This is a genomic window from Shewanella sp. DC2-4 (assembly GCF_013248875.1).
In the GTDB taxonomy this organism is placed as follows: domain Bacteria; phylum Pseudomonadota; class Gammaproteobacteria; order Enterobacterales; family Shewanellaceae; genus Shewanella; species Shewanella oncorhynchi.
On record NZ_JABRVR010000002.1, the window covers coordinates 2,538,619 to 2,561,993 of the forward strand.

18 protein-coding genes are annotated in these 23,375 nt (G+C 41.8%); 2 read left to right on the forward strand and 16 right to left on the reverse strand.

Annotated elements, in window-relative coordinates:
* Positions 1-279: 279 nt before the first annotated feature.
* Positions 280-1,053: a TSUP family transporter gene (locus HQQ92_RS11980; protein WP_173245583.1), complete on the reverse strand. Its 774-nt coding sequence runs from the start codon at positions 1,051-1,053 to the stop codon at positions 280-282.
* A gap of 156 nt (positions 1,054-1,209) precedes the next feature.
* On the opposite strand from HQQ92_RS11980, the gene HQQ92_RS11985 reads away from it, so the two are divergent.
* On the forward strand, positions 1,210-2,097 hold the full coding sequence (locus HQQ92_RS11985; RefSeq protein ID WP_168823676.1) for a LysR family transcriptional regulator: 888 nt from the start codon (positions 1,210-1,212) through the stop codon (positions 2,095-2,097).
* A gap of 153 nt (positions 2,098-2,250) precedes the next feature.
* Here the strand turns inward: HQQ92_RS11985 and HQQ92_RS11990 are convergent, their stop codons facing one another.
* From HQQ92_RS11990 to HQQ92_RS12010, 5 genes are all read right to left on the reverse strand, one after another.
* Positions 2,251-2,652, reverse strand: coding sequence for a ribonuclease E inhibitor RraB (locus HQQ92_RS11990; protein ID WP_028760430.1), 402 nt, complete (start codon positions 2,650-2,652; stop codon positions 2,251-2,253).
* Between the two features lie 22 nt (positions 2,653-2,674).
* Positions 2,675-2,905 (reverse strand): RNA-binding S4 domain-containing protein, encoded by a 231-nt coding sequence (locus HQQ92_RS11995; RefSeq protein WP_028760431.1) that lies wholly within the window; start codon positions 2,903-2,905, stop codon positions 2,675-2,677.
* A 74-nt stretch (positions 2,906-2,979) separates the two neighbouring features.
* Complete coding sequence (locus HQQ92_RS12000; RefSeq protein WP_028760432.1) at positions 2,980-3,516, reverse strand: GNAT family N-acetyltransferase; 537 nt, start codon at positions 3,514-3,516, stop codon at positions 2,980-2,982.
* Between the two features lie 83 nt (positions 3,517-3,599).
* Positions 3,600-3,878 carry a peptidylprolyl isomerase gene (locus HQQ92_RS12005; RefSeq protein ID WP_028760433.1) on the reverse strand — a complete coding sequence of 93 codons (279 nt, stop codon included), beginning with the start codon at positions 3,876-3,878 and terminating at the stop codon, positions 3,600-3,602.
* A 171-nt stretch (positions 3,879-4,049) separates the two neighbouring features.
* On the reverse strand, positions 4,050-5,879 hold the full coding sequence (locus HQQ92_RS12010; protein ID WP_173245586.1) for a DUF885 family protein: 1,830 nt from the start codon (positions 5,877-5,879) through the stop codon (positions 4,050-4,052).
* Positions 5,880-5,958: 79 nt separating this feature from the next.
* Here HQQ92_RS12010 and HQQ92_RS12015 point away from each other — a divergent pair, with 79 nt between their 5' ends.
* Positions 5,959-6,468 carry a diguanylate cyclase domain-containing protein gene (locus tag HQQ92_RS12015; RefSeq protein ID WP_028760435.1) on the forward strand — a complete coding sequence of 170 codons (510 nt, stop codon included), beginning with the start codon at positions 5,959-5,961 and terminating at the stop codon, positions 6,466-6,468.
* A 71-nt stretch (positions 6,469-6,539) separates the two neighbouring features.
* Here the strand turns inward: HQQ92_RS12015 and HQQ92_RS12020 are convergent, their stop codons facing one another.
* From HQQ92_RS12020 to HQQ92_RS12065, 10 genes are all read right to left on the reverse strand, one after another.
* The gene (locus HQQ92_RS12020; RefSeq protein ID WP_131524317.1) at positions 6,540-7,787 is read right to left on the reverse strand and encodes a tetratricopeptide repeat protein; all 1,248 of its coding nucleotides are present in this window, start codon (positions 7,785-7,787) and stop codon (positions 6,540-6,542) included.
* Positions 7,787-8,413 (reverse strand): energy transducer TonB, encoded by a 627-nt coding sequence (locus tag HQQ92_RS12025; protein ID WP_113938835.1) that lies wholly within the window; start codon positions 8,411-8,413, stop codon positions 7,787-7,789. The genes HQQ92_RS12020 and HQQ92_RS12025 overlap by 1 nt, the downstream gene beginning before the upstream one ends.
* A gap of 1 nt (position 8,414) precedes the next feature.
* Positions 8,415-8,819, reverse strand: coding sequence for a biopolymer transporter ExbD (locus tag HQQ92_RS12030; protein WP_028760438.1), 405 nt, complete (start codon positions 8,817-8,819; stop codon positions 8,415-8,417).
* Positions 8,820-8,832: 13 nt separating this feature from the next.
* On the reverse strand, positions 8,833-9,360 hold the full coding sequence (locus tag HQQ92_RS12035) for a MotA/TolQ/ExbB proton channel family protein (protein WP_081729046.1): 528 nt from the start codon (positions 9,358-9,360) through the stop codon (positions 8,833-8,835).
* Entirely contained in the window at positions 9,360-10,715 is a 1,356-nt protein-coding gene (locus tag HQQ92_RS12040) for a MotA/TolQ/ExbB proton channel family protein (RefSeq protein ID WP_105252917.1), read from the reverse strand. Before HQQ92_RS12040 ends, HQQ92_RS12035 begins: the two co-directional genes overlap by 1 nt.
* The gene (locus tag HQQ92_RS12045; RefSeq protein ID WP_105252918.1) at positions 10,715-11,497 is read right to left on the reverse strand and encodes a DUF3450 domain-containing protein; all 783 of its coding nucleotides are present in this window, start codon (positions 11,495-11,497) and stop codon (positions 10,715-10,717) included. The genes HQQ92_RS12040 and HQQ92_RS12045 overlap by 1 nt, the downstream gene beginning before the upstream one ends.
* Before the next feature lie 1,155 nt (positions 11,498-12,652).
* Entirely contained in the window at positions 12,653-15,631 is a 2,979-nt protein-coding gene (locus tag HQQ92_RS12050; protein ID WP_173245588.1) for a TonB-dependent receptor domain-containing protein, read from the reverse strand.
* Positions 15,632-16,450: 819 nt separating this feature from the next.
* On the reverse strand, positions 16,451-19,087 hold the full coding sequence (locus tag HQQ92_RS12055; RefSeq protein ID WP_028760444.1) for a TonB-dependent receptor: 2,637 nt from the start codon (positions 19,085-19,087) through the stop codon (positions 16,451-16,453).
* 271 nt (positions 19,088-19,358) lie between these two features.
* Complete coding sequence (locus HQQ92_RS12060) at positions 19,359-20,570, reverse strand: porin (protein WP_028760445.1); 1,212 nt, start codon at positions 20,568-20,570, stop codon at positions 19,359-19,361.
* Between the two features lie 222 nt (positions 20,571-20,792).
* Positions 20,793-23,240, reverse strand: coding sequence for a DNA polymerase II (locus tag HQQ92_RS12065; RefSeq protein ID WP_173245591.1), 2,448 nt, complete (start codon positions 23,238-23,240; stop codon positions 20,793-20,795).
* Positions 23,241-23,375: the final 135 nt, after the last annotated feature.

A 23,375-nucleotide genomic window follows, 5' to 3' on the forward strand; every position in this document is an offset into this window, starting at 1 on the left:
TTAAATATGTACACAATATTTAAAATACACACCAAAACAATAAGAAGCCTAAAAAGTGTATTAAAAATGACAGGTAATACTATTCAAAAAACTTGAAAGAGTACACCTAACTCAAAGTAGGATGAGACGTTTTAAGTCGTCATTTGGCGGATCTTTTGGGTGATATCCACCTCAGCTTAACTTTTGAGCCAAGATGGACGCCACCAAGATACACTCATGCGCAGCTTAAAGAGCGTCTATTGATGAGTTAGTTTTATAAAATGCTTAATATCAAATAGTTTACGAAAATAAATTATATTGGCTCGCCAAAAGTTTAAAACTCATAGCAAGGGACATAGTCACCACCAACGGCTTAATAATCTTTGTACCTTTAGTGACCACGAGACGAGAACCCAAGGTTGCACCAATCGCTTGCCCTGCCAGCATGACTAATCCTAATAACCAAATCACTTTTCCGCCCAAGGCAAAGAAGATCAGCGAAGCAATGTTAGTGGAGAAATTAAGTAGTTTTGCGTGGGCAGTTGCTTTCGCCAAACCAAACCCCGCTAGCGATACAAAGGCCAGCGCAAAAAAGCTCCCAGTACCAGGGCCAAAAAAGCCATCGTACAATCCCACGCCCAATGCCGCAGTAAAGGCAAATGCGGTAGGAGTCAGCACTTGATGTTTATCATCTTCTGAAATCTTTTTCGAAAATAAAAAGTAACAACCAATAGCCAAAATCAAAAAAGGTAACATCAACTCCAGCACTTTAGTATCGACGAGTTGAACTAGAATCGTACCCAATGCCGCACCGATAAATGCACAAATCAAGGCTAACTTAACGGATTTAAGATCAACCAGCCCTTTACGGACAAAGTACAAACTCGCAAAAAAACTGCCGCCACAGGCCTGCAGCTTATTTGTCCCTAAGGCAACCGCAGGCGGCAAGCCTGCCCACATAAGTGCAGGAATGGTCAGCAAGCCTCCGCCACCGGCGATTGAGTCAATAAAACCAGCCACCATAGCGACGGCAAAAAGTATCGCTGCGATTTGTAGAGTCAGTTCAAATTCCATGATGATTTATTATTCTTCTGATAAAAAAGAGAGTGATTGCCGAACATTAGACTGCGTTTGCCAAATAAACGCAAAGGAGTTATTGTCGGCACAGCGTGAGATAAACTCACACAAAATCCCGAGTCCTGTTCTGATTTTCCAGCAGTAGGAAATAAAATGTTTGCCGAACTACCACCCCTCAATTCTCTCCGTGCCTTCGAAGCTGCAGCACGTTTACAGAGCATGACATTAGCCAGCAAGGAGTTGCATGTCACCCATGGCGCAGTCAGCAAACAAATCAGAGTATTGGAGGATTATTTAGGTTTTGCGCTCTTTGTACGCTTACACAAAAAAGTTGGTTTAACCGATGAAGCCAAACGCTATTTACCCCATGTTCAAGCCGCTCTGCAAACATTATCTAGTGCTACAAGTGACTTGCGCCGTCAGCCCACTAAGCCGCAAACCTTAGCCATCAATGTGCTGCCAAGCTTAACCATCAATTGGCTCATTCCAAGAATGGAGCAGTTTAAATCCCGCCATCCACACTTGTATGTCGACTTATCCATTGGCGACTTTGCCGTGGATTTTAGCCAAGGTCGTTATGATATTGCGATCCGTAGTAGCACTGTTATCCCGAAGGGCGCGAATTATATCAAGCTGATGGATGAGGATTTATGCTTAGTTTGCGCGCCTTCACTAGCGCCTAAACTGCAAAATATCGAGGACATTAATCACGTCACGTTACTGAAACACACCACAAGACCCGAACTTTGGGAGTATTGGGCGGAAAAGGTGGGTTTAACACTCACCCAAGCACAAACCTTTGGTGTCGAGCATTTTTATATGTTGAGTCAAGCGGCTGCGAGTGGCATGGGCGCAGCACTTATTCCGCGATTCTTCATCGAAGAACAACTGGCAAACGGCAGCTTAGTCATCCCCTTCGACGCCCCCTTCACCAGTCCCTATCGATATTATTTACTCACCCCAAAATCCCCAAGCCTGCCGTTAAAAGCTCAAGCTTTTATCGACTGGTTATTAGAGATTTTTGCGCCCTATCGTCATTAATCTGCATTAAACGTATCTCAGTTCAAGCGAGGCACAATAACGCTATAAATGCCAAACGAGGCTATTGAGATCACTAACTGAGCGCAGAAAAACACCAATAAAAAACCACCCAAAAGGTGGTTTATTAGATTCAAGGCTTAAAGCGCATCAGAATTAGTGATTGCAATGCTCACCGTGAACATGGTCATGGTCATGGTCATCATCGTCCATAAACTCATCGTCACCGTCTTGATGTTGCATTACGCCCCAACCGTCGGTCATGCCACCGAATTCGGCAGCAAAATCATTTAGCATGACTTCTTGTTCAACCAATGTATCGTACTCAGGCACCATATTGAGACAAACAATGATTTCCCACTTACCAAGCTCATCATTCAGATTCAGCTCAAGCTCGCCTTCCAAGTCAGAATTTGTTAATTCTTCTAACGCAGTTTCAGCATCGCGTTGGTCATCAAAAACCAAAAAGAAATCAACATCTAACTCTTTAGTTAAATCGATTCCCGCTTCAGCCATTGCGGCCAGCATTTTACCATTGTCATCATCTGGAAATTGCATTTCTTGCTCCACTGTTTCAGGCTTATTCTGCCGCAATGATTTGAACTGATTCACCATTAAAGCTGACGATGTCGCCCGCGATAATTTTTTTACGTTTACGAGTTTCAACTTCACCATTTACAGTGACTTGCCCTTCGTCGATAAAATGTTTGGCTTCACCACCCGCATTGCTCATGCCTTGCACTTTTAATACTTTGTACAATTCAATGAAATCTTCGCCAGAATGCAAAGCCAATTGATTAATTTGCGCCACTTAATACACGCCTTCTAAAAATAAACCTGCGGCATTATACCAGCACAGTACAAAATTCGCTGAAGATAATTTGGCTAGAGACGTCTTTCATCGGCGAGTAGGCCAAAGGCTGATTCATCGAGCCAGTTTTCACCTATTTTGAATTGCTGCCTGAGTAAACCTTCAAGCCGAAAACCACACTTTTCGAGTACTCGTGCCGATGCGTGATTATCTTTAGCACAATGCCCAACAAATTTATGTACATTAAAACTTAAACAGGCCCAATCAATGACCGCCATTAAGCTCTCAGTCGCATAACCTTTACCGTGCCCCTCGGCCGCCAGTAAATAACCCACTTCGGCACGCTGTTCCTCGAAACTTTGACAATAAAGGCCCGTTAAACCAATAAACTGCCCAGTATCAACGGTCTCAATCACTAAGGTCAGCCAATCGCCAGAACCGTAGAACCAAGTATCAGAACGCTGCTGAAACTTACTGCGGATCACCTCTTGCGACTCTGGAACGCGTACAAAACGATTAATCTCAGGATCATTATGCAGTGCATAAAAATGTTCCCAATCACTATCTTGTAAGCTCCTGAGTTTCAATCTATCAGTGTAGAGTTCCAGCATAGTGACTCCGTGATGAGCATATAAAACAAAACGGCAGCAAACGCTGCCGTATCAAACAAGCTGTATTAGATAAGCGGCAAAACTTACGCGCGGCTGGTCACTTCAAGTAAATGAAAGCCAAATTGCGTTTTCACGGGTCCTTGTACTTCATTTAATGGTGCACTAAAAACCACTTCATCAAACTCTCTTACCATCATGCCAGGACCAAATGACCCCAATTCGCCGCCTTGGGCACCTGATGGGCAAGAAGAGTGCGCGCGAGCAATTTGAGCAAAATCTGCGCCTTCCATTATTTGCTGTTTCAGCGCTTGACACTGCTCTTCACTGCTGACTAACAAATGTCTTGCTGTTGCCTGGACCATAGTAAAACTCCTGTAAGGATCATGAGACATTTGCCCCAAATATCATTGAGTTCCCACTAAAACATTCGTTTTAACAGGTTTTGAATCAACAGTATAAAAACTTTCTGTTGAATAAAAAAGTCTTAAAATGCCGTCACTGACAACAAAGTCAAGTAACGGCACCTTACACGGCTAAGCTTGTTTCGACGCAATCCAACGATCGATCTTGTTTTCCATGACCGCCATGGGTAATGAACCTGAGGTGAGGATTTGATCGTGGAATGCTTTTAAATCAAATTTATCACCCAAGGCTTTTTCTGCGCGGGCACGCAGTGCCAAAATCTTCAACTGACCGACCTTGTAAGACAAAGCTTGACCAGGGATCGCCATATAGCGCTCCACTTCAGCGACTATATCACTCTCAGCCATAGGCGAGTTGTCTTTCATGTACTGAATCGCCTGTTCACGACTCCAACCTTTAGAATGAAGGCCAGTATCAACCACTAAGCGCATTGCACGCAGCATTTCATCGGAAAGCTTACCAAAATACTGGTAAGGATCGGTAAATAGCCCCATCTCAATACCTAAGTATTCAGCATAAAGTGCCCAACCTTCCTCGAAAGCGGTATAACCGCTAAAACGCTGAAACTCAGGCACACCGGTCAGCTCTTGTTTGATCGCGATTTGGAAGTGATGCCCAGGAGCGGCCTCGTGCAAAGATAAAGTCGTCATCCCCCACTTAGGCTGTGCTTTGAGGTTATAAGTGTTGATATAAAACACCCCTGGACGGCTGCCATCCACCGCTGGCGCTTCATAAGAGGCTCCCGCTGCTGATTGTTCTCTAAAACTTTCAACCGGCTTAACCACGTAATCAGCCTTTGGCATCACATTAAAGTAGTTAGGTAAGACATGATTGATTTTATCTTTCAACACCATATAACCATCAATCAAACCTTGGCGATCGCTATAGAAATACTGCGGCTCTGAAGATAAAGACGCAAAAAACGCCTTCAAATCGCCCTTAAAACCGACCTGCTCACGCACCTTATCCATCTCAGATAAAATTCGCGCCACTTCACTTAAACCAATTTGATGAATTTCATCCACAGACATAGTGGTGGTGGTATGTGAGTTCGCCAGATGCTGATACCAAGCTTTACCGTTAGGCAAACCTGACCAACCATCAGTCGCCCGCGATTTAGGTAAATAGGTTTGCTTAAAATAATCGCGTAAGTTCGTTAACGCTGGCACGATACGTTCGGCTATCATGGCTTGATAACGGGTGGTCAATTCCGCTTTATCTTGCTCTGAAAAACTCTCGGGGAAATGCTGGATTGGCGAGTAAAAAATACTCTGAGTCGCATCCGTCGTTAACATAGCATCTAACTGAGGAATAATGCGCTCTACCAACACTCGAGGTAGTACCACTTTACTTTCAATACCTTGATTCATACGATTTTCAGCAAGTGCGACCCACTTGATGAAACCATCGACTCTCTGTTCCCAATTACGATAATCTTGGACAGTCTTAAAAGGTTGTGCACTTTCGCCACTTCCCAGCTGCACCATAGTAATGACAGTGCTATAGAACTGGCTTATCGGCATAAAGCGTGAAGGGAAAGTTTCGTCCACTAACGCCATATCACGGTCATAGACGAACAGGTCATAACTCAACTGTAGATCCGCAGGCAGTTGCTTTGGATCTATCGCACGCACCTGAGTTAAATAGTGAGTGTTAAGATCATGACGAGCCTTAAGGTAATCCTCAGTTAAATCTCCGCCGAAATCGGCGTTATAGTCATTAACGCCGACAAAAGTAGCGTAGATGGGCTCAAGCTTTAGGTAATCTTTAAAATAAGCATCCACAAGCGCTAAGTAACGCTGCTCTGCCGTTTGAGTTTCGCCCTGCACAGCTGTCGTATTAGCCGAGCTCTTTTCTTGAACTGCAGTGGCTTCAGGCTTAGAACAACCTTGAAGGGTGAGGATTAACGCTATCGAACCTGCCAATAAACCCAATTTCATTTTAATATTTCTCCTTTTTGGCCCGCTATTGCAGAACTGTTTCTATACTTAGTGCAAGGTCTGCTATCGGAGTTAATCTATGATCTACTCGTTCCGCAACTCAGGTTTCAGGGATCCTGAAACTGGAGTCTATAACCAAACCTATTTCATGGAAGTATTCAACCGAGAATGGCATCGTCACATGAGAGACCACCAAAGCTTGGCACTATTGTATCTGTGCCCTCACATTCATGAAACCGTCAAACAACCCCATTTACTCGAATTCTTTACCAAACAAGTGCAAGAAGCGCTATTAAGAGCAACAGATATGATTGCTAGGCTAGATCACAATCACTTTGCGTTGGGTTTGTTCAATATAGATGAGGTGGGGACGGAAGTAGTGTTAAAGCGAATAGAACAGCAAATATCTGACTTTAACCAAGATTTTGGTAAACATCATAAACTGACAATCGACTATAAACTGGCTGCCTGTATTTGCCTACCTACACAGGAAAGTAAAATAGAGTCACTCTTCAGTAATGTCAGCCAACTTTCACAACAGCTTGAAAAAAATCATGATCAATCCCAAGCTTTAATCCGCTTACAGTAAATAGGTTTATTGATACCAAAGAAAAAGCCCCTTGCGGGGCTTTTCGATTCAAACACTAAACTGCGAAGTAATTACAGCGTGACATTATGCATACGTGCTTTCTCTTTAATATAAGAGATATAGCTATTTGCACTCTTCTGTGTCTTCTTATCATTAGCAGCTAACACTGCACGGTTATAAGCCGACTTATACTGTTTCAAACTTAAATGAGCCAAAGCTAATTCGAAGTTTGCTTCACCAGGATGATCAATACCCATTGATATGGCTTTTTCAAGCACAGGGATCGCTGCTGTATATTGTTCATTCAAGTTTAATAAGCGACCTTGTTTCAAGTAAGTCTTGCCATCATTGGTGATGGCTGCAGCTTTACCGTAATACTCAGCAGCTTGCTTAAACTCTTTCGCATTTTGATAGAAACCCGCCAAAATCTCTAAAGACTTAGCGTCCTCAGCGATCATGCCTGATTTCATATGTTTCTGATAAATTTTAGCGGCTTGATAAGGAGCACCTTTTTGTGCCATTAACTGCGCTAAACGCGTAATGTTGCCCGCGCTATCTAAGAAACCATTTCTATAAGCCAAATCGTAAGTTGCAAGAGACTTGTCATAGTCTTCAACCATCAAATAAAACTGTGCTAATTGAACCCACAATCTGCCATCATCCGGGAATAAAGGCACCATGACTTCTAACACGCCAACAGCTTTCTTATACTTCTTCTGATTGAAGTAAGCTGTCAGTTTCATTTGATACAGACCTTTATCAGGAGCTTCAGCTAATGAAAGACCTTTGTCGGCCACTTCAATCACTTTATCCCACTGCTTAAGTTCTGAATGCGCAATACCAATACGGCGATACATTTGAGAATCGGATTTACAAGTAAATTCCATCCACTTGTAATAATAAGGAATCGCTTCCTTAAACTTTTTCTCTTGTAATAGCAAATCAGCATAAAGACGCATAGTTGCTGCATGATCTGTACCACCTAAAATATCAGCTTCAACAGCTTGTTTTAGGTACTTGATCGCGGTATCCATTTTGCCTTTCTCGGCATAAAAGTTACCCAACATACGTGCAACATAGGCTTTATCGAAGTCGTTCTTGGCATTTGCCTCTAGCAAAATAGCAATAGCTTCATCGACCTGACCATTGGTATAAGCTTCAAATGACTTCTGAACTTTCTTCGCGGCACCTTCGCCCACGGCTTTAGATTGACGTTTGTCGATAGCACACTTTTCTTCTGCGACTGCAGATGAAAGAGTTAACGAACCTCCACAAACAGAAAGCAATAATAGAACTGCGATTTTATTAACATTACGCATTATTGGTTGCCTCCTTTATCTAAGGTGAAGTCTAGTTGTACTGTCATACCAGGTTGTTTCAATGGCTTGCCATCAACAATCTTTGGCTTGTACTTCCACTTCTTCAGTGCACGAATCGCTTCTTTATCAAATAAGCGTTTTGGTTCTGCTTGAATAACTTCAACGTCGTCGATACCACCGAGTTCGTTAATGGTAAAACGAAGTTGTACCCAACCTTCTTTACCATCACGCGCCGCAGCAATTGGATACTGAGGTTCGATACGAACGATAGGTGTAGCATCACCATCGCGAGTCATCATATTGCCTAATTTAAAACCACCTGCTGAGTGACCTCCTGCTTCTACACCACCCATATTGAACGACATTGCTGTGTCAATATTGCTCGAAGATTCTGGCGGCGTTGCCTCAGGCTTCTGTGGCTGTTCTGGCGGTGGTGGTGGCTTAGGCACTACCCTTGGCTTATTCTGTGCTTTTGAATCCTGTCTATCCATAGTGATTTCAATTACAGGGGTCTCGGCCGATGTTTCGCCGCGCTGTGCGCCGCCACCGACCAAGAACGCCATAAAAGCGAACAGACCAAAAGTCACAGCAGCACCAATAATGATCGATACTAGTGCTCTTAGCATATTAATCGTTCCCCGCAGATACCGAAATTTTATCTATACCAGCCGCTTTGACTTGGTCTAGAACTTTAACAACTAAGCCATGCGTTGCGTCTTTATCTGCCTGAATCAATACCGCAGCTTCAGGAGCTTCAGCTAACATACGTTCAACGTTTGCTGTTACACGTTCGATATCAACCTGACGGTTTTCCATCATGATCACGCCTGTTTTACTGACGCCGATAAAGATGTTAGCCGAAGGCTTTGAAGTCGCTTGCGAAGCTTTGGGTTTGTTATAATCCAAACCAGAAGGTTTCACAAATGACGTTGTTACAATGAAGAAGATCAACATGATAAACACGATGTCGAGCATCGGTGTCATATCAATTTGCGCTTCCTCGTCTACACTGGAATGCTTTTTACGTGCCATGTTCAATCTCTCTCTAGTGGTGCGGCATGCTGTCTTTTAGCTTTTCTAAACTGATTTTCATTTTTACATCCAGACGAGTACTAAAGAATACTCCCGATAATGCTGCAACCATCCCCGCCATCGTGGGCATAGTCGCCATTGAAATACCAGCCGCCATTAAACGAGCATTACTCGTCCCCTGAACTGCCATCACATCAAACACTGAAATCATACCGGTTACGGTACCTAACAAACCTATCATAGGACAAATAGCTACTAAGGTTTTTATCATCAGCATACGTGCATTCAAATCTTGCTTCGCTTGGGACAGCCAAGCTTCACGGATACGGTGTGCGTACCAAGAGGTGGTTTCCTCTCTAGAATCCCACGCAGATATGATAGCTTTATGTTGCTTTGGTGATATCCAATTAAGATACCAATAACGCTCAAGCATCAATACCCACATTAAGAACAATACAAACGCAACCAACCAAAGGACGTTTCCTCCAGCGGCCATGAAGCCCCTGACGGAATCCCATATGTCCATCAGGTATAGCATCATTAGTTAGCCCTCTTCTCAGCATGTGCTGCGATAATTCCGGCACTTTGCTCTTCCAAAATTTGGGTGATTGATTTGCTACGCGCAACGAGTATTGCATGTAGTAACATCAGAGGCAGAGCCGCAACTAGACCTTGCACTGTAGTAACCAGAGCCATAGAGATACCACCCGCCATCAGTTTTGGATCACCAGTACCGAACAGTTGGATACTTTGGAAGGTCGCAATCATACCTGTTACTGTACCTAGCAGACCTAACATTGGACCGATAGCTGCAATGACTTTCAAAATTGAAATTCGAGCTTCCAATGCAGGCGTTTCTTTCAGAATAGCTTCATCCAGCTTCAACTCTAATGTTTCAACATCAACATCTTTGTTTTCATGGTAAACCTTCAAGATACGACCAAGGGCATTGTTACCTGGGTTATCAACATTCTTAGCTTGGCGTTTAACTTTTGCACCGATAGCTGCCAGCACAATGAAACGCTCAACCGCAATTAATAAACCAATTGCAAGTAATATCAGAATAATATAGCCAATGGTACCGCCTGACTCGATACGATCTTCCATGCTAGCTTTGTTCGTAAAGATGTTTAACAATACGCCACGAGCCGGGTCAATATAGAAAGGTGCTGTACCAGAAGCCGTTTCTTCCCATTTAGCAACTGCGCTAACTTGGTAGCCTTCAGGTTGTTGAGACAGCTGTTGTACTAAACCTAATTCAGGGTTATATACAATATATTTACCATCAGCCGTTAAGTTGTAAGCACCAATACGATGAATAGTCGTTGTTTTTACGCTACCATCAATTTCGGTAACAGAACCTTCAAACTTAACAACTTTGCCAGATTGCGCCATTTCAAATAGCTGCTCTTGCCAGAATTGTTCTAACTCTTCAATTTTTGGTAATTGCTTACGGGCACCTAAATCAGCAATAAATTTATCGCGATTTGGGAATTGAGCACTGATGTTTGAACTTGCCAGTTTACCTGCGAAATCGCCGGCTTCACCTTTAACTACACCAAACATCTCACCCAAGTCACCTTGAGCCGTTTTTAGATCTTCTTCTAACTGAGCAATTTTACGCTCGTTATCTAAAAACGCTTGGTTTAAATCTTTACCACGTTGTTTTTCAGCAGCCAACGCATTTTTTTCTTTTTGCAGTAAAGCGGCCTTATCGCCACGCTCTGCTTGGAACTCTTGCTCACGCTTGCTATTAACTTTACCTTCAGCAGCACGCTCAACTTTAACTTGTTGCAATAATTGGTCAATTGACTTAGGCGCATCAGCAGCGCTTACCATACCAGCAGTTAAAGAGAAACTTGCAGCCAAGACAGCTGTAGTAATTAACTTCTTCATTATTGTGCAGTCTCCGCAGCAGGAATTGGTAATGCAAATAGATCTAGAGCGCCTTGTTTACGGGCAATACGGATACCTTTAGTCAGTTCACGCAAATAGCTGTCATCTAACTTATCCCAACCCTTAGATTCTGGGTTGTACATCCAGCCAGTCTTTTGATCTAAACTCTGTGCATAAAGAGCAACACGACCTAAGTTAAAGAAGTCAACCAGCACTTCTTTACCATCTAGGTTTAACTTACCTTGGTTAACGGCAACAGCACTACCGTATTCGCGCTCAATACTATAAGCATCAAGAATTAGACGGTATTTTTCTGCTAGTGTGACTTCGGCAGTATTAAGGAGTCTTTTCAGCTCATTAACACGATTAGTACGTATTTCAGAATTAAAAGGTAAATCTAATTGAACAAACTGTTCTAATGATTCAACCATTTTAAACATTAATGGCACAACACCTTGGCGAAGTTTATCAACACCATTGATGTCACCCTGCACTGAATCCATTGTCTTTTGTTGATCAGCGACTAAGCTGGCAACGTAATCGTTATATGATTTCAGTGATTCGCGCTCATCTGCAACAGAACCATACTCAAAAAGCATGTCTTGTGCTTGATCGAAATACTTATCAACGTTCTTTTGCGACGCAGCAGCATCAGCATGGATCATACTATCCGCTTTCTGCACGTCGGTAAGAGGATCTGCAACTACTAAGCTGCTGCTCGCTAATGCCAGCACGCCAACAAGTGCAGTAGCGATTTTTGTTCTATTGCTTACCTTGGACATAGTTCCCAACCAATTTGAAGTGAATAAAAAGGTTTAACTTACCAGCAACATAACGACAAGGAATAAATACTTGCCGAAAAAATTTCTGTAAGTTCGTCTTTCTCTTGTGATTCTTAGTTTTTTCTTCCCTTTCCTACGCCCTTACAGGCATAGACCCGCTGGCATCATTTCACAAAATGTTGACCTGTGTCAACATTTCAGACGACTAAAAACTAGTGTAAAGAAGCGTTAATAATGAAATTTTTTACGAAAGGTGTTTTTTTAGGCGGAAATGAATCTTTTGGGTTATTATTTTTTGTTAAAAAAAATAATAAATTAATTTAAATCCTATAAAATCATAAAGATAGTCAACAACCAACTTTGCGTGCCCTCTTTATTAAAATTAACATTTTTTAACATAATGGCGACTCAAGTAGATGTTCTTTACTCATATCCTACTCCTCTCAATAAAAATTTACTTAAGGATTAGGAATGAAACAATATTAAAGAAATCGAAGACCCCGTTTTTTCGGGGAATGTTAATAGTAGAAGAATTTAGAATGGATAATTTAGAGGAAGCTTTCATTAATTTGACTCATCCGAACTGCGGATAAAAGCGAACAAAATCCAATTACAATAAAGTCATCACTCCCTAGCTGTGGCCTTACATCAGTCTGAATATAGCAATTTCAAAACCTATTTAACTGAATTTATCTGCCCAAAGCACTTCCTTAATTCACCAGCGATACCGGCATTCTTAAACTGTTATGAACAACCTTAGCGCCATGAGTCTCTGTTTAACCGCTAATTCAAACCAACTGGCATCGTTTTTAATAACTTAACTAACTTAAACTCAGAATGCTTGGACTTGATGCTGCGTAATCGATTTATGATCAATAAAATTTTTGATTAACAGAAAAATATTTCTCAGATAGTATATCTAAGGCGACGTAGTTGCCTGAGTTTTAGTGAGTTTCATCAAAGGTCCAGTTGCTTATGCCTTCCAGGCTAAAAAGATGAGCATAAAAATCAATCAACTAGAAAAGACAATACTCATTTATAACTGATGTTAACTAACCCGCTAGCAGACAAAACCAAATTAGATACCGTAAATATGAAAAAAGCCCTCTAAAAATCCAGAGGGCTTTATACCAACTAAAACTTAAAACTTAAAACTTAAAACTTAAATCTTACACCCGCATAGTAACGACGACCAATTGGATCATAAGTACTCGCTGCAGTTTCTACACCAGTGCTACTACCTGGCAATCCACTGATAATTGGTGGGGGATCTTGGTCGAATAAGTTATTAATACCAACATAAAACTCGGCCATATCAAATGGGCGATATGCTACATTTAAGTCATGGTAAGTAACAGAACCAACACCAACAGACTCAGGAGCTAAGTCATAGCCAGATAAGAAACCATCATCTAAGAATGACTCACCGATATAAGTTGTATTCCAAGCGATGTTGAAATCACCAATTTCATAGCCCAATGATAAGTAGAACTTATCTTGAGGGGCATCAATTTCCCCATTAAAGTTATCAGGCTCAGCACCTGGCAACGGTATTTCATAACCTTTAATCACATGGGTATATGCTAAACGCGCATTTGTTTGGCCGACTAAACCATAATCTTCTAAATCTTTTGCGTAAGTTATGACATAGTCAATACCAGATGTAACGTAACCACCACTGTTGGTTACAGCAGAGTCAATATACTCTAAAGAACCAGCACTGTTTGGGCCTTCAGGTGCTTGTCGACGGGTAATAAAACTACATAATGCAGCATTACCTCCGTAACATTGGTCCAAAATATACTGGCGGCCAGTACTAACTATAGCGTCTTCGATTTCAATGTCGAAATAATCGATATTAAAATCAAAGTCCTCTAACACTGCAATACCATCTGGTGAATAGGTTACACCAAAGGTCCATGACTTACCTTTTTCAGCGTCTAAATCTGGATTACCACGATTATAACCACTCACACCTTGAATATCTGACTGATTTAAAGTAAATGCTCCATTTGCTGCGATATTCGCCATCACACCAGCATCAGTGCGACATGCTTCAGCTTGCGCACCTGTTGTCGTTGCAGTAACACCCTGACATGGATCTGTCAAGCCAGTTGGAAAAGTTTGGCTTGGTGGTGAATACAACTCACCAATATTTGGAGCCCTCGTTGATAAAGCACGAATAGCCCTAAAACGAAGTTCATCAATAGGTGCCCAGTCAAGAGCAACGTTCCAGCTTTCAGTATTACCAACGGTAGAATAATCTGAGAAACGTACTGCACCACGTAAATTTAACTGCTTAGCCATAAATGCATCAGCAATCAATGGCACATTCACCTCAGTGAAATATTCCATCACATCAAACTCGCCCTCAGTGCTTGGTATAGCATTACCCGCATTTAAGCCAGCTTGTTGTAACGCATCAAATTCACTACGAGCATATTCCTCACGATACTCGGCACCCACCGCAACACCGACGAAACCAGCTGGTAATTCAAAGACATCACCAGAAACACTCATACCTGCAACAGTTTGTGTTGCAAGTGTGTTTAATGAGCTAGGTGCATTCACATAATTAGCCGCTTCTGGTGACACAGTACCAGCACCAAATATATTAATCGGCACACAACCTTGAGCGCGAGCTGTAGCATCACGGCATACTTTATTACCAAACTCATCAGTAACAGCTTCTAGCGCTGATTTAAAATTCAGAACGTTAACTTGGCCTGTACCAGTTTGTCCTTCTTTACTTTGACCGTATGAGAAATAAGTATCTAAAAACCATCCGTCAGTTAATTCGCCATCAATACCTGTCATAATACGGAAAGTATCACGGTCAGCTCTGCTACCACGGTTAGCTATATCAGACATACGGCGAGTAAAAGAGATATCCTTTAAACCATCACCATTTGTATCTGTAGCTAAGTTATAAAGCTCATCAGGTATCACAGAGTTACGTACTAAAGTACGTTCATATTCACCGGGATTAGTCGCACTTTCAATAAATTGTTCAAACTCAACAGGAAGCTGTCCACCAGAGCCTTTAAAAACATCAACCGAAGACAGTGCAAAGGGTTCTAACTGGCTCTGTGTTTGAGTTGATGCATAGGTTCCTTCAAGTGTAGCGTTCCATCCATCTGCAAACTCATACTTACCTGTCGCTGCAAAAAGGTAGCGCTCCGTCGGTACCGCAATTGTACGGATAGCGTTGCGGTTATAGCCATCAGCTTCACGGGTATCTGTTCCATTGGTTGAGAAACCAGAGATAAAGTTACCGTTCTTATCATAAGTATATGGCTTACCACCTGCAACAAAACGGCCTTGTGGTGCAAAACTTGAGTAAAATGGTTGCATCGGCGTAAACATATCTTCAGGCAGACCCGTTACTGCAGCACCTAAAGATATTTGATCGATTGCCGAGCGATCACGATCGCGTGAGTAGACGGCACCTTGGTTAGTGTAAGCACCATGCACCATGATGTTACCTTTACCGTTAGCAGATGATGTACCCATAGTAAATTGAATTTGATCATCTTCGCTATCACCTTCGGCGCTTTGACCTTTTTGAACATCAAATTCAATACCTTCAAATTCTTTTTTATAGATGATGTTAACTACGCCAGCCACAGCGTCTGAACCATAAACGGCTGAAGCGCCGCCCGTCATAATCTCAACACGCTCAATAAATTGAGTTGGAATTGTATTTAAGTCAACAGCAGTATCACCTGGTACACCTGAAACAAAACGACGTCCATTAACTAGAACTAAAGTTCGCTCACTCCCAAGATTACGTAAATCAACAGTGGAAACACCAGAACCTGAGGTTAAAAAGTTAGAGTTAGTACGGCTAAGCGCGGGGGCACCAAATGCTGGATTTTTAAGCAGCAATTCTTGAACGTTAGCAACACTCGAAGTGTCAATCTCATCTGCGCCAATAACCTGCACAGGTGAGAAACCTTGCAAGTCTGTTGAACGAATGCGAGATCCTGTTACTTCAATTTTCTCAATTGTTTTTTCCGCAACAACTGCATCACCTTCTGCTGCAGCAACAGAAAATGTGCTTAGAGCAGCAACAGCTGCACTACCAACTAATGCGTACTTTATTGAATGGCTTAAAAAGCTGTTCTTATACATTGTCAATCTCCCTATATAAGTATGTCTTTATTATAATATTCCCATCGTCATCACACGACGGGCCACACGAAAACGCAACACAAAAATCTAAATCAGACCAATAAAATCACATTTAAAACACTTAATCAACAATTGAAACGGAAATAACACAGCAATCGGCGTTTGTGAATAGTTTAAAGCTGATGATTAGCCATAAGCTTTGTCTAGTGTCAAATTGAATAAAAATCATAATGGATTGAAATTTAAGCATTTATTTTATAGTGATGGAGAGTTACCCATTATCAAATTGAAAAACAACTCAAACACAAATACTTGCAAAAAATTAACACTTAAAACCACTTTTAAGTATAAGTGCTCAAAAAACCTGACATTTTATGGCTAAATTTTGTTCAGCAAAAAATGGGGAGATCATTACAACATGGGAATAATTTTCAACAAACAACCTCAATTCTGCTTAAACATGCACTTTTAACCAAAGTGATTTTAATACCGATATTTGACTGGATTTGACTTGTCCTTGATTGCCAATAAGAACAATGACCAAAGACGTCTGTAATATTTAACGTGCACGGGCAGAACTGACGAGTTCTGAAAATGTGTCGAACAGATAACAATAAAAAATTTAATTACCTTCCATTTGAGAAGAACTCGTTATTTAAGGTGACCAAATCATTGAAATAAATGACTTAATCTAAATGACCATTACGCTATTACCAGTTAGTTTTCCATTTTTTCATTCTGATGATAAAAAACCCCAAGTTGCCTCAGGGTTTTTATTATTAAAGCTGGAACAGAATAATGACTCCCGCTAACGAGGATTTAGAACTTCATACTCGCACGAACAAAGAAATAACGACCTAACATTTCATAAGTATATGGATCTGTGTTTGAGTCATTATTACCTGTGTAATAGGGAGGCTCTTTATCGAACAGGTTATTGATACCACCTGATAGGCGAATATTTTGAGTTAAATCATAAGATCCTGATAGATCATGGTATATAACACTCCCTACCGTTGGCGCATAACAACTAGATTCTTTGCCTTTACAAGCAAATGAGTCCATCCCATCAATATAACGAGCTTCATAAGTAAAGCTCCAGTCATCTGCACTAGCAGTGATGTTCATATTACTCTTGAATTTAGCATATGCTCCCGTACCGCCGGTAATGTAACCACGATAATCCACAGCAACACCATCAGGATCGAATTCTTCATATTCGGTCAGAATTGATGTATCCCAACCTGCTTTCCAATCCAATCCCAGAGCTGAAAATGCATAAGCAACATTAATGTCATAACCCGCAGTGTTCGTCGCACCGATATTTTGTAGACCATTGTCAAACTTAATACGACCACTGTTATCAATCTGAATATTAGAAGATTGACACAATACAGTATCAGTATTGATCTTATTACCTGCAGCATCTAAACATTGGTTAGCAATATAATTGTTGTCAACAGAAGTTATAGTGTTTGTTAATTCAATATCGTAGTAATCAACAGTCATAGACAGACCATCTACGAAGCTTGGTGAATAAACTAAACCTATCGTCGTAATGTCGGCTTCTTCTGGGGTTAATAACCCATTACCGCCAACAGTGACTTCAGCTTGGTCTTGTTCTGTTGCAGGATGAACAATTTGTTCGAAGGATGGTGACTTACCACCATATAACTCATCAACAGTTGGAGCACGGAATGCAGTAGACAACCCCCCACGGAACATAAGGTCATCATATACTCGCCAAGTTAAGCCTAGTTTCCATGTAGTGTCATCACCAAACGTGCTGTAATCAAAATAACGCATTGCAGCACTTAGATCGAGTTGTTCCACTAGTGGTAACCCACTTAACAATGGGATAGCCAATTCAGCATAAATTTCATTAACGCTAAAATCACCACCGGTAGGTTCTACCCTAGGATCATTAGCTAACCCCTGTGCTGTTAATGAATCTGGTGTAAACTTTGCAGCTTCTTTACGATTCTCGTATCCAGCAGCAAAGCCCATCATACCCGCTGGTAACTCAACAATATCACCCGATAAGGTTGCAGCAATAATATCTAACTCACTTCCACCACTATTTACTTCGGTATAAATGAATGGAGTGATGCTCTCACCTTCCCATGAAGACTGTAAAAAAGGATCAAACTCCCCCTTTAAAACTGCTGCATTAATTGAACCTAAATTATGTAGATTTGCCAGAGTATCGACAGAGTCGTTGCGACCTTTATTATAAGAGGCATCCCAACTCCAGCCATTATCAAATTCACCTTCTACGCCTAAAACAATACGAATAGTGTCTACAACTTGACTAAAGTCACGGGTACCGGACTCAACCATGCGACGACCATAAGAGAGTTCCTCTCCAGGCTTAACCCATGGCAGCAGGTCATCGGTCATCCAACCACCAGCTGAAATAGGATTATAAACCCATGCATCGCTGTTCCAAATTGGTTGAGGAGCCATTTGTTGATTTGACCAACGCTTTGAATACATAGCCTCAGTAAAGAAACGAGTTGTATCTGTCAGCTCATAGGTTCCAGCAGCCGTGAGATTCAAGCGTTCCATTGGCGTCGATAGATAACTATCTTTCGCATAGTTATATGCATCATTTGCAGTAACATAATCATGGTAAGTACCACCTCTACCACTTAGATCTGCAGTATCGCCCCAAATATGACCACCTTGAGAATAACCACTACCACCGCAAAACAAGCTAATTTTACCACTTGCATCAGGCTTAGTTTCTGTTACAGGGCAATCAGAAAAATCACGATCAGCTTGGCTTGCCTCGCCACGCTTTGTATACTGTGCGCCTATAACGACATTGCCTTTATCAAAGGTGTTACCCAAAGTCATATCAATCGTAGACTCGTCAGCATCACCTTCTCCAGAAATGCCGGTTTGGGCGTTGACTTCAAAACCTTCAAAGTCTCTTTTCAAAATTACGTTAACCACACCAGCAATAGCATCTGTACCATAAACCGCAGAAGCACCATCTTTAAGTACTTCAACTCTTTGGATCATAGAAACTGGAATCGTATTAAGGTCAACAGTAGAAGCAGCTCCTGTACCAGAAGCAATCATTCGACGACCATTAACCAAAACTAGAGTACGGTTAGTGCCTAATCCTCTGAGGTTTATGCGAGAATTACCACCAGAACCATTATTTATGCCAGCGTTAGTCATTGCACCGCCAGCCGAAGTCATTTTCTGCAAAACATCATCAATCGATATTGCACCAGAGGAAATAATGGCTGAAGCATCAATCACGCTAACAGGGCTAGCCGTTTCCATATCTGCGCGTTTAATTCGCGAACCAGTTACAGCTATACGCTCAACTTTTGCTCCATCTTTATCATCTGCAAATGTAAAAGGTACATTTAATACCGTAGCAGTCACACCGCTAATCAGTGCAAAGCGCACAGATTTTGCTATCAAGTTTTTTTTATGCATTGTCAATCTCCCGGGAAAATCATGTTTTTATTATAATTTGCTTATTTAATAAGCAGTTTTAAACAAGGGCACCTTAAACATTCCGAAGTGCTGCGGGAGCATAAAATCATATGAGAGACATTTAATCAACAAAAAGATAACTAAATACAAACAAATAATGCACAATGTCTTTTTATTACAAATTAACTTACCGTTAAAAACAAAAAAAGCCAGTCATTACTGACTGGCTTTTTGTTAAAACAGTGGTTTCTACTATATAGAAACTGGAAACTTAAAGTGTGTAACGGATACCAATGGCAACACCGTCAGATTCTGAAAGCGCCATTCTAGCTTCTTGTTCTTTATCTGCACTGGTAAAATCGCTGTAATCTTTACGTGCTTCTACGTAAAGCACTGTGTTTGGGTCCCATACAAAATGCAAACCAACCACGACAAACTGACGTTTGAACTCATCGTTAGGATCGGCATTAAAGTTAGGTTGAATGACGTAGTCTTTACCGGCATCAAGCACGTTGTAAGAAATGAATGGACGTAACCCATTGTCAAACTTGTATGAAACTAAACTTTCAATACCATAGGCGTCTTTAATCAAACGACCAATATTGTCTGTGTCATGATTTTCTTGTCTGTTAACGTTTGCAGCAGCGTATAAGCCATTGCTATCGAAGTTACCCCAAGTGATACCTGCACCGTAGATAAGATCAACCGCTGTGGTTTGTTCGCCGTTACCAAAACTCACATCAAACTCACCGCGGTTAACACCCGCAGTTAAGGTCAGCATATCAGTGGCTTTATAAGTCAGCGCGCCACCATAAGTATAATTGTATTCTACTTGTTGAGCCGCTTTATCACCGCTTTCCCAGTTCGCTTGACACTGAGCTTGTGAAATATCATCCGTTGTATCACAGGTATAGAAGCTGCTGTTTTTCAATTGTGCTTGAACTGCAAAGCTTACATCGCCAAATGCATTGCGATATTGAACTGTTTTATCACCACGACCAACACCGTTTACCGCGCCATCATCTTTATTATAAGTGTAAACACCTGCAGTGTTACCGTCCCACACAAAACCGTAGTTAGTGTTGTAAACGACATCGTACCAAGCGCCCCACTGCTTACCAATAGTCAGTGTTCCATAAGTGTCATGGGACAGACCAGCGTAACCTAAACGGTTATAAAAGAACTCTTCTTGAACAGATTCGAAGCGATTGTTATAGACGATGTCGCTACTACCAACAGGGTTCACACCCCATTCCAATTTAGCAAATGCTTTCCAACCGTCAGTCAACTCACGATTAAAACCAAAATTAATGCGAGATGCGCCGTTAACAACCTCTGTTTCCCCTTGAGTGTTGATCACGCGTGCATCAATAAAACCACCGATTTCTACGGCATTTTTATTATCTTTATAGATCTCGATAGCTGAGACTGATGGAACTAAAAAAATTGCTGCAAGCGCAGTTGCTACTAACGTCTTGTTCATTTGGTGCTTAACCTTTTTTGTTTATGTTCTGTCAACGTCATTCCGTTGTTATATTTCCTTACAATTTCCTCTTAAAGGGTAGCAAACTTTCAATATTCCCTCAAAGCTAAACCTAAAGAATATGTCGATTAACATCACAAAAACAAACCAGTTAACCTCTACAAAACAGGTTAAAACGCTACATTCGCCACCCTGCGCAACACATAAAGAACATTAAAAACACTATATTAACAGCAACTGCTTTGACGCAATATCCATGTAGTTTAGTTTCATTATCGAAAAAACAGGCTCGGCAATAGGGCCAATTTGCTTATCAATGTAGTATTGGTAATCAATTGGTGACGTTCTGTACAGTAAGGATTCCGGTCCATTTACAGTAATCAGATAATCAATCTGCGCCCCACGCTTGCCAAAAGATGCATCTCCTGTTAGGTCGCATAATTGTTGAGCGACTTTAACATGGGGAGAAGATTTAGCCGTGTAATCTTCAATATTGCGTCGCATACGTTTGCGAAATACCAAATCATCATCCAACTCACCATCAAGCAGCTTTTCAAACACACTGGCCAAATAAACACTGATATCCCTTTGGTTAAACATCCGTTCATAGAGTGACTCTTGAACTTTGCGCGCTAAAGGGCTCCAATCACTGCGCACTTGCTCCATACCTTTAAAAGTAAGCTCAAGTTCATCGCTCGCATTACGCCACGCGCCAACATAACGTTTTTTACTGCCTTCTAACGACCTTCTTAAGGTCGGCATAAAAAACTGCTCATAGTGGCGTTCAAACTGTAACTCGAGAAAACTCTCAACTTGATGATCTTCACCGATCTTAGCCTGCCACTTAGCATTAATTTCCCGCGCCAGAGTGTTACCTAAGGCGTTAATGTCTGAGAGATCTGGCTCGCTGCCAAGCCAGACAAAGGTCGAATCCGTATCGCCGTAAATCACTTGATAGCCCATCTCTTCTATCCATGCGCGGGTTTGTTTCATGATTTGATGGCCGCGCATAGTGATCGAACTTGCTAACTTTGCATCGTGGAAAACACAACCTTGAGAACCTAAAACCCCATACAACGAGTTCATGATAATTTTTATCGCTTGGGATAAAGGCGCATTGTGCTCACGTTTGGCCTTTTCGCGCTGCTCAGATAATGTTTGGATAAGCTTAGGTAAAATGGGCTGTTGCCGACTGAAACGGCCACCGAGAAACCCCACAACACAGTCAGACTCGGGCAATTGCAAGCCTTCAATTAATCCCTTAGGGTCGATCAAAAAGGTACGAATAATGGAGGGATATAGACTTTTAAAATCGAACACTAAAATATGCTTATAAAGTCCCGGTACAGAATCCATCACATAGCCACCGGGGCTTTCGATCCCATCACTCGCAGGAGCATCGGGTGCGACATAACCGGCTCGATGTAAATGCGGTAAATACAAATGATTAAATGCCGCCACCGAAGCCCCAACCCGCCCCAACTCTAAACCTGTTAGTTCAGCTCGCGCGAGGGCGAACTCCCATAATTGAGTATGACTAAAAATATCCCACACCAGACGGCTGTCAGTAAGATTGTAATGGGCTAAGGCTTGTTTATTGGCCTTAAACAACTGATCAATTTCTTCAACGCGATTATCCACGTTATGAATGGCCTTGCCTTCACCTAATAATTTCCGCGAAACAAATTCCAACGAAAACCGCTCAAAATGATAGAAAGCCGCCTTAAGCCAATCGATACCATCGAGTACCACACGGCCCGGTAAAACTAAGGTTTCTGGCCGAAATTTATTATCGACTTTCCACTCAAGCTTTGCCCCTCCGCGGCCAATGGTGAGCGGAATACGGTGTAATAATGCCCGGCGTGACAAGAGTGCGAGGTCAAAACTCACCACTGACCAACCTATGACAAAGTCAGGATCAAACTCATGGAACCACGCGATTAATCGATGAATGAGTGCAGCCTCATCGGCCACCCATTCAATATATTCGGGAGAGTTTGATTCAGCCTCACCCACCATAATCACTTTTTCATAAGTCTGCTTGAGACTGTCTTGCTCTTCGTCTCGGCCACTGTATTGACCATATAGTGCAACTGAATAGAGTAAACCTTCAAAGCTGCATTCAAAATCCAGTGAAATACAGCGGAAATGTACAGCCGTTAAAGGGGCAATACTCTTAGCCCGCTCGGCGATAAACACGGGCAGCGAGTTAGCCTCAAGACTGTCGCTAGTCGGCGCGTGTATGTTACTCGTCGCAGAGAAATGCCCTAAAAATGCCACATCCAGCGCCACAAACCGCTCGATTAAATAACGCTGTTCGGGGCGAATGTCGGCTTCAAATAAAGGGATATCGGCATCTTTAGCGATGCGCTGTAAGGTACGTAAACTATTGCTAGATTTAGCATAAACACCACTAACCGCGCCGCCTTTAAAGCTTTTGAGCGCTAACGGTACAAACCGCAATGCTTGACCCGGCGTTTGCAACTGCAAAGCCGTGACATCAGTTTGATGACAAAAACAAATGTGTTCAGTGCCTTGCACTTCCACCAGCACAGGGCCTTGGGCGGTAGCCAGATAATACTGCAACACTAAACTCCCATGACGATGAATCGCATGGCGTGTTAAGACTCGACCTTGTACACTAACGGCCGCGGTAGCCTCTGACTTCATCGCATGAGTTCCCAAATCGCATAGCTAGTCAATTTAGATGGTTCCTCAATTTAAATGCCGCCAAATGGCAGAAAAGTTTCTTAGGCTATGCAATCACTGTTATTATGTACAGCATTAATTCGATAAAGTAGTGAC

Coding starts and splice junctions, on each gene's coding strand:
- HQQ92_RS11980 (WP_173245583.1), bottom strand. CDS start 1,053: ATGGAATTTGAACTGACTCTACAAATCGCAGCGATACTTTTTGCCGTC.
- HQQ92_RS11985 (WP_168823676.1), top strand. CDS start 1,210: ATGTTTGCCGAACTACCACCCCTCAATTCTCTCCGTGCCTTCGAAGCT.
- HQQ92_RS11990 (WP_028760430.1), bottom strand. CDS start 2,652: ATGCAATTTCCAGATGATGACAATGGTAAAATGCTGGCCGCAATGGCT.
- HQQ92_RS12000 (WP_028760432.1), bottom strand. CDS start 3,516: ATGCTGGAACTCTACACTGATAGATTGAAACTCAGGAGCTTACAAGAT.
- HQQ92_RS12005 (WP_028760433.1), bottom strand. CDS start 3,878: ATGGTCCAGGCAACAGCAAGACATTTGTTAGTCAGCAGTGAAGAGCAG.
- HQQ92_RS12010 (WP_173245586.1), bottom strand. CDS start 5,879: ATGAAATTGGGTTTATTGGCAGGTTCGATAGCGTTAATCCTCACCCTT.
- HQQ92_RS12015 (WP_028760435.1), top strand. CDS start 5,959: ATGATCTACTCGTTCCGCAACTCAGGTTTCAGGGATCCTGAAACTGGA.
- HQQ92_RS12020 (WP_131524317.1), bottom strand. CDS start 7,787: ATGCGTAATGTTAATAAAATCGCAGTTCTATTATTGCTTTCTGTTTGT.
- HQQ92_RS12025 (WP_113938835.1), bottom strand. CDS start 8,413: ATGCTAAGAGCACTAGTATCGATCATTATTGGTGCTGCTGTGACTTTT.
- HQQ92_RS12030 (WP_028760438.1), bottom strand. CDS start 8,819: ATGGCACGTAAAAAGCATTCCAGTGTAGACGAGGAAGCGCAAATTGAT.
- HQQ92_RS12035 (WP_081729046.1), bottom strand. CDS start 9,360: ATGATGCTATACCTGATGGACATATGGGATTCCGTCAGGGGCTTCATG.
- HQQ92_RS12040 (WP_105252917.1), bottom strand. CDS start 10,715: ATGAAGAAGTTAATTACTACAGCTGTCTTGGCTGCAAGTTTCTCTTTA.
- HQQ92_RS12045 (WP_105252918.1), bottom strand. CDS start 11,497: ATGTCCAAGGTAAGCAATAGAACAAAAATCGCTACTGCACTTGTTGGC.
- HQQ92_RS12050 (WP_173245588.1), bottom strand. CDS start 15,631: ATGTATAAGAACAGCTTTTTAAGCCATTCAATAAAGTACGCATTAGTT.
- HQQ92_RS12055 (WP_028760444.1), bottom strand. CDS start 19,087: ATGCATAAAAAAAACTTGATAGCAAAATCTGTGCGCTTTGCACTGATT.
- HQQ92_RS12060 (WP_028760445.1), bottom strand. CDS start 20,570: ATGAACAAGACGTTAGTAGCAACTGCGCTTGCAGCAATTTTTTTAGTT.
- HQQ92_RS12065 (WP_173245591.1), bottom strand. CDS start 23,240: ATGAAGTCAGAGGCTACCGCGGCCGTTAGTGTACAAGGTCGAGTCTTA.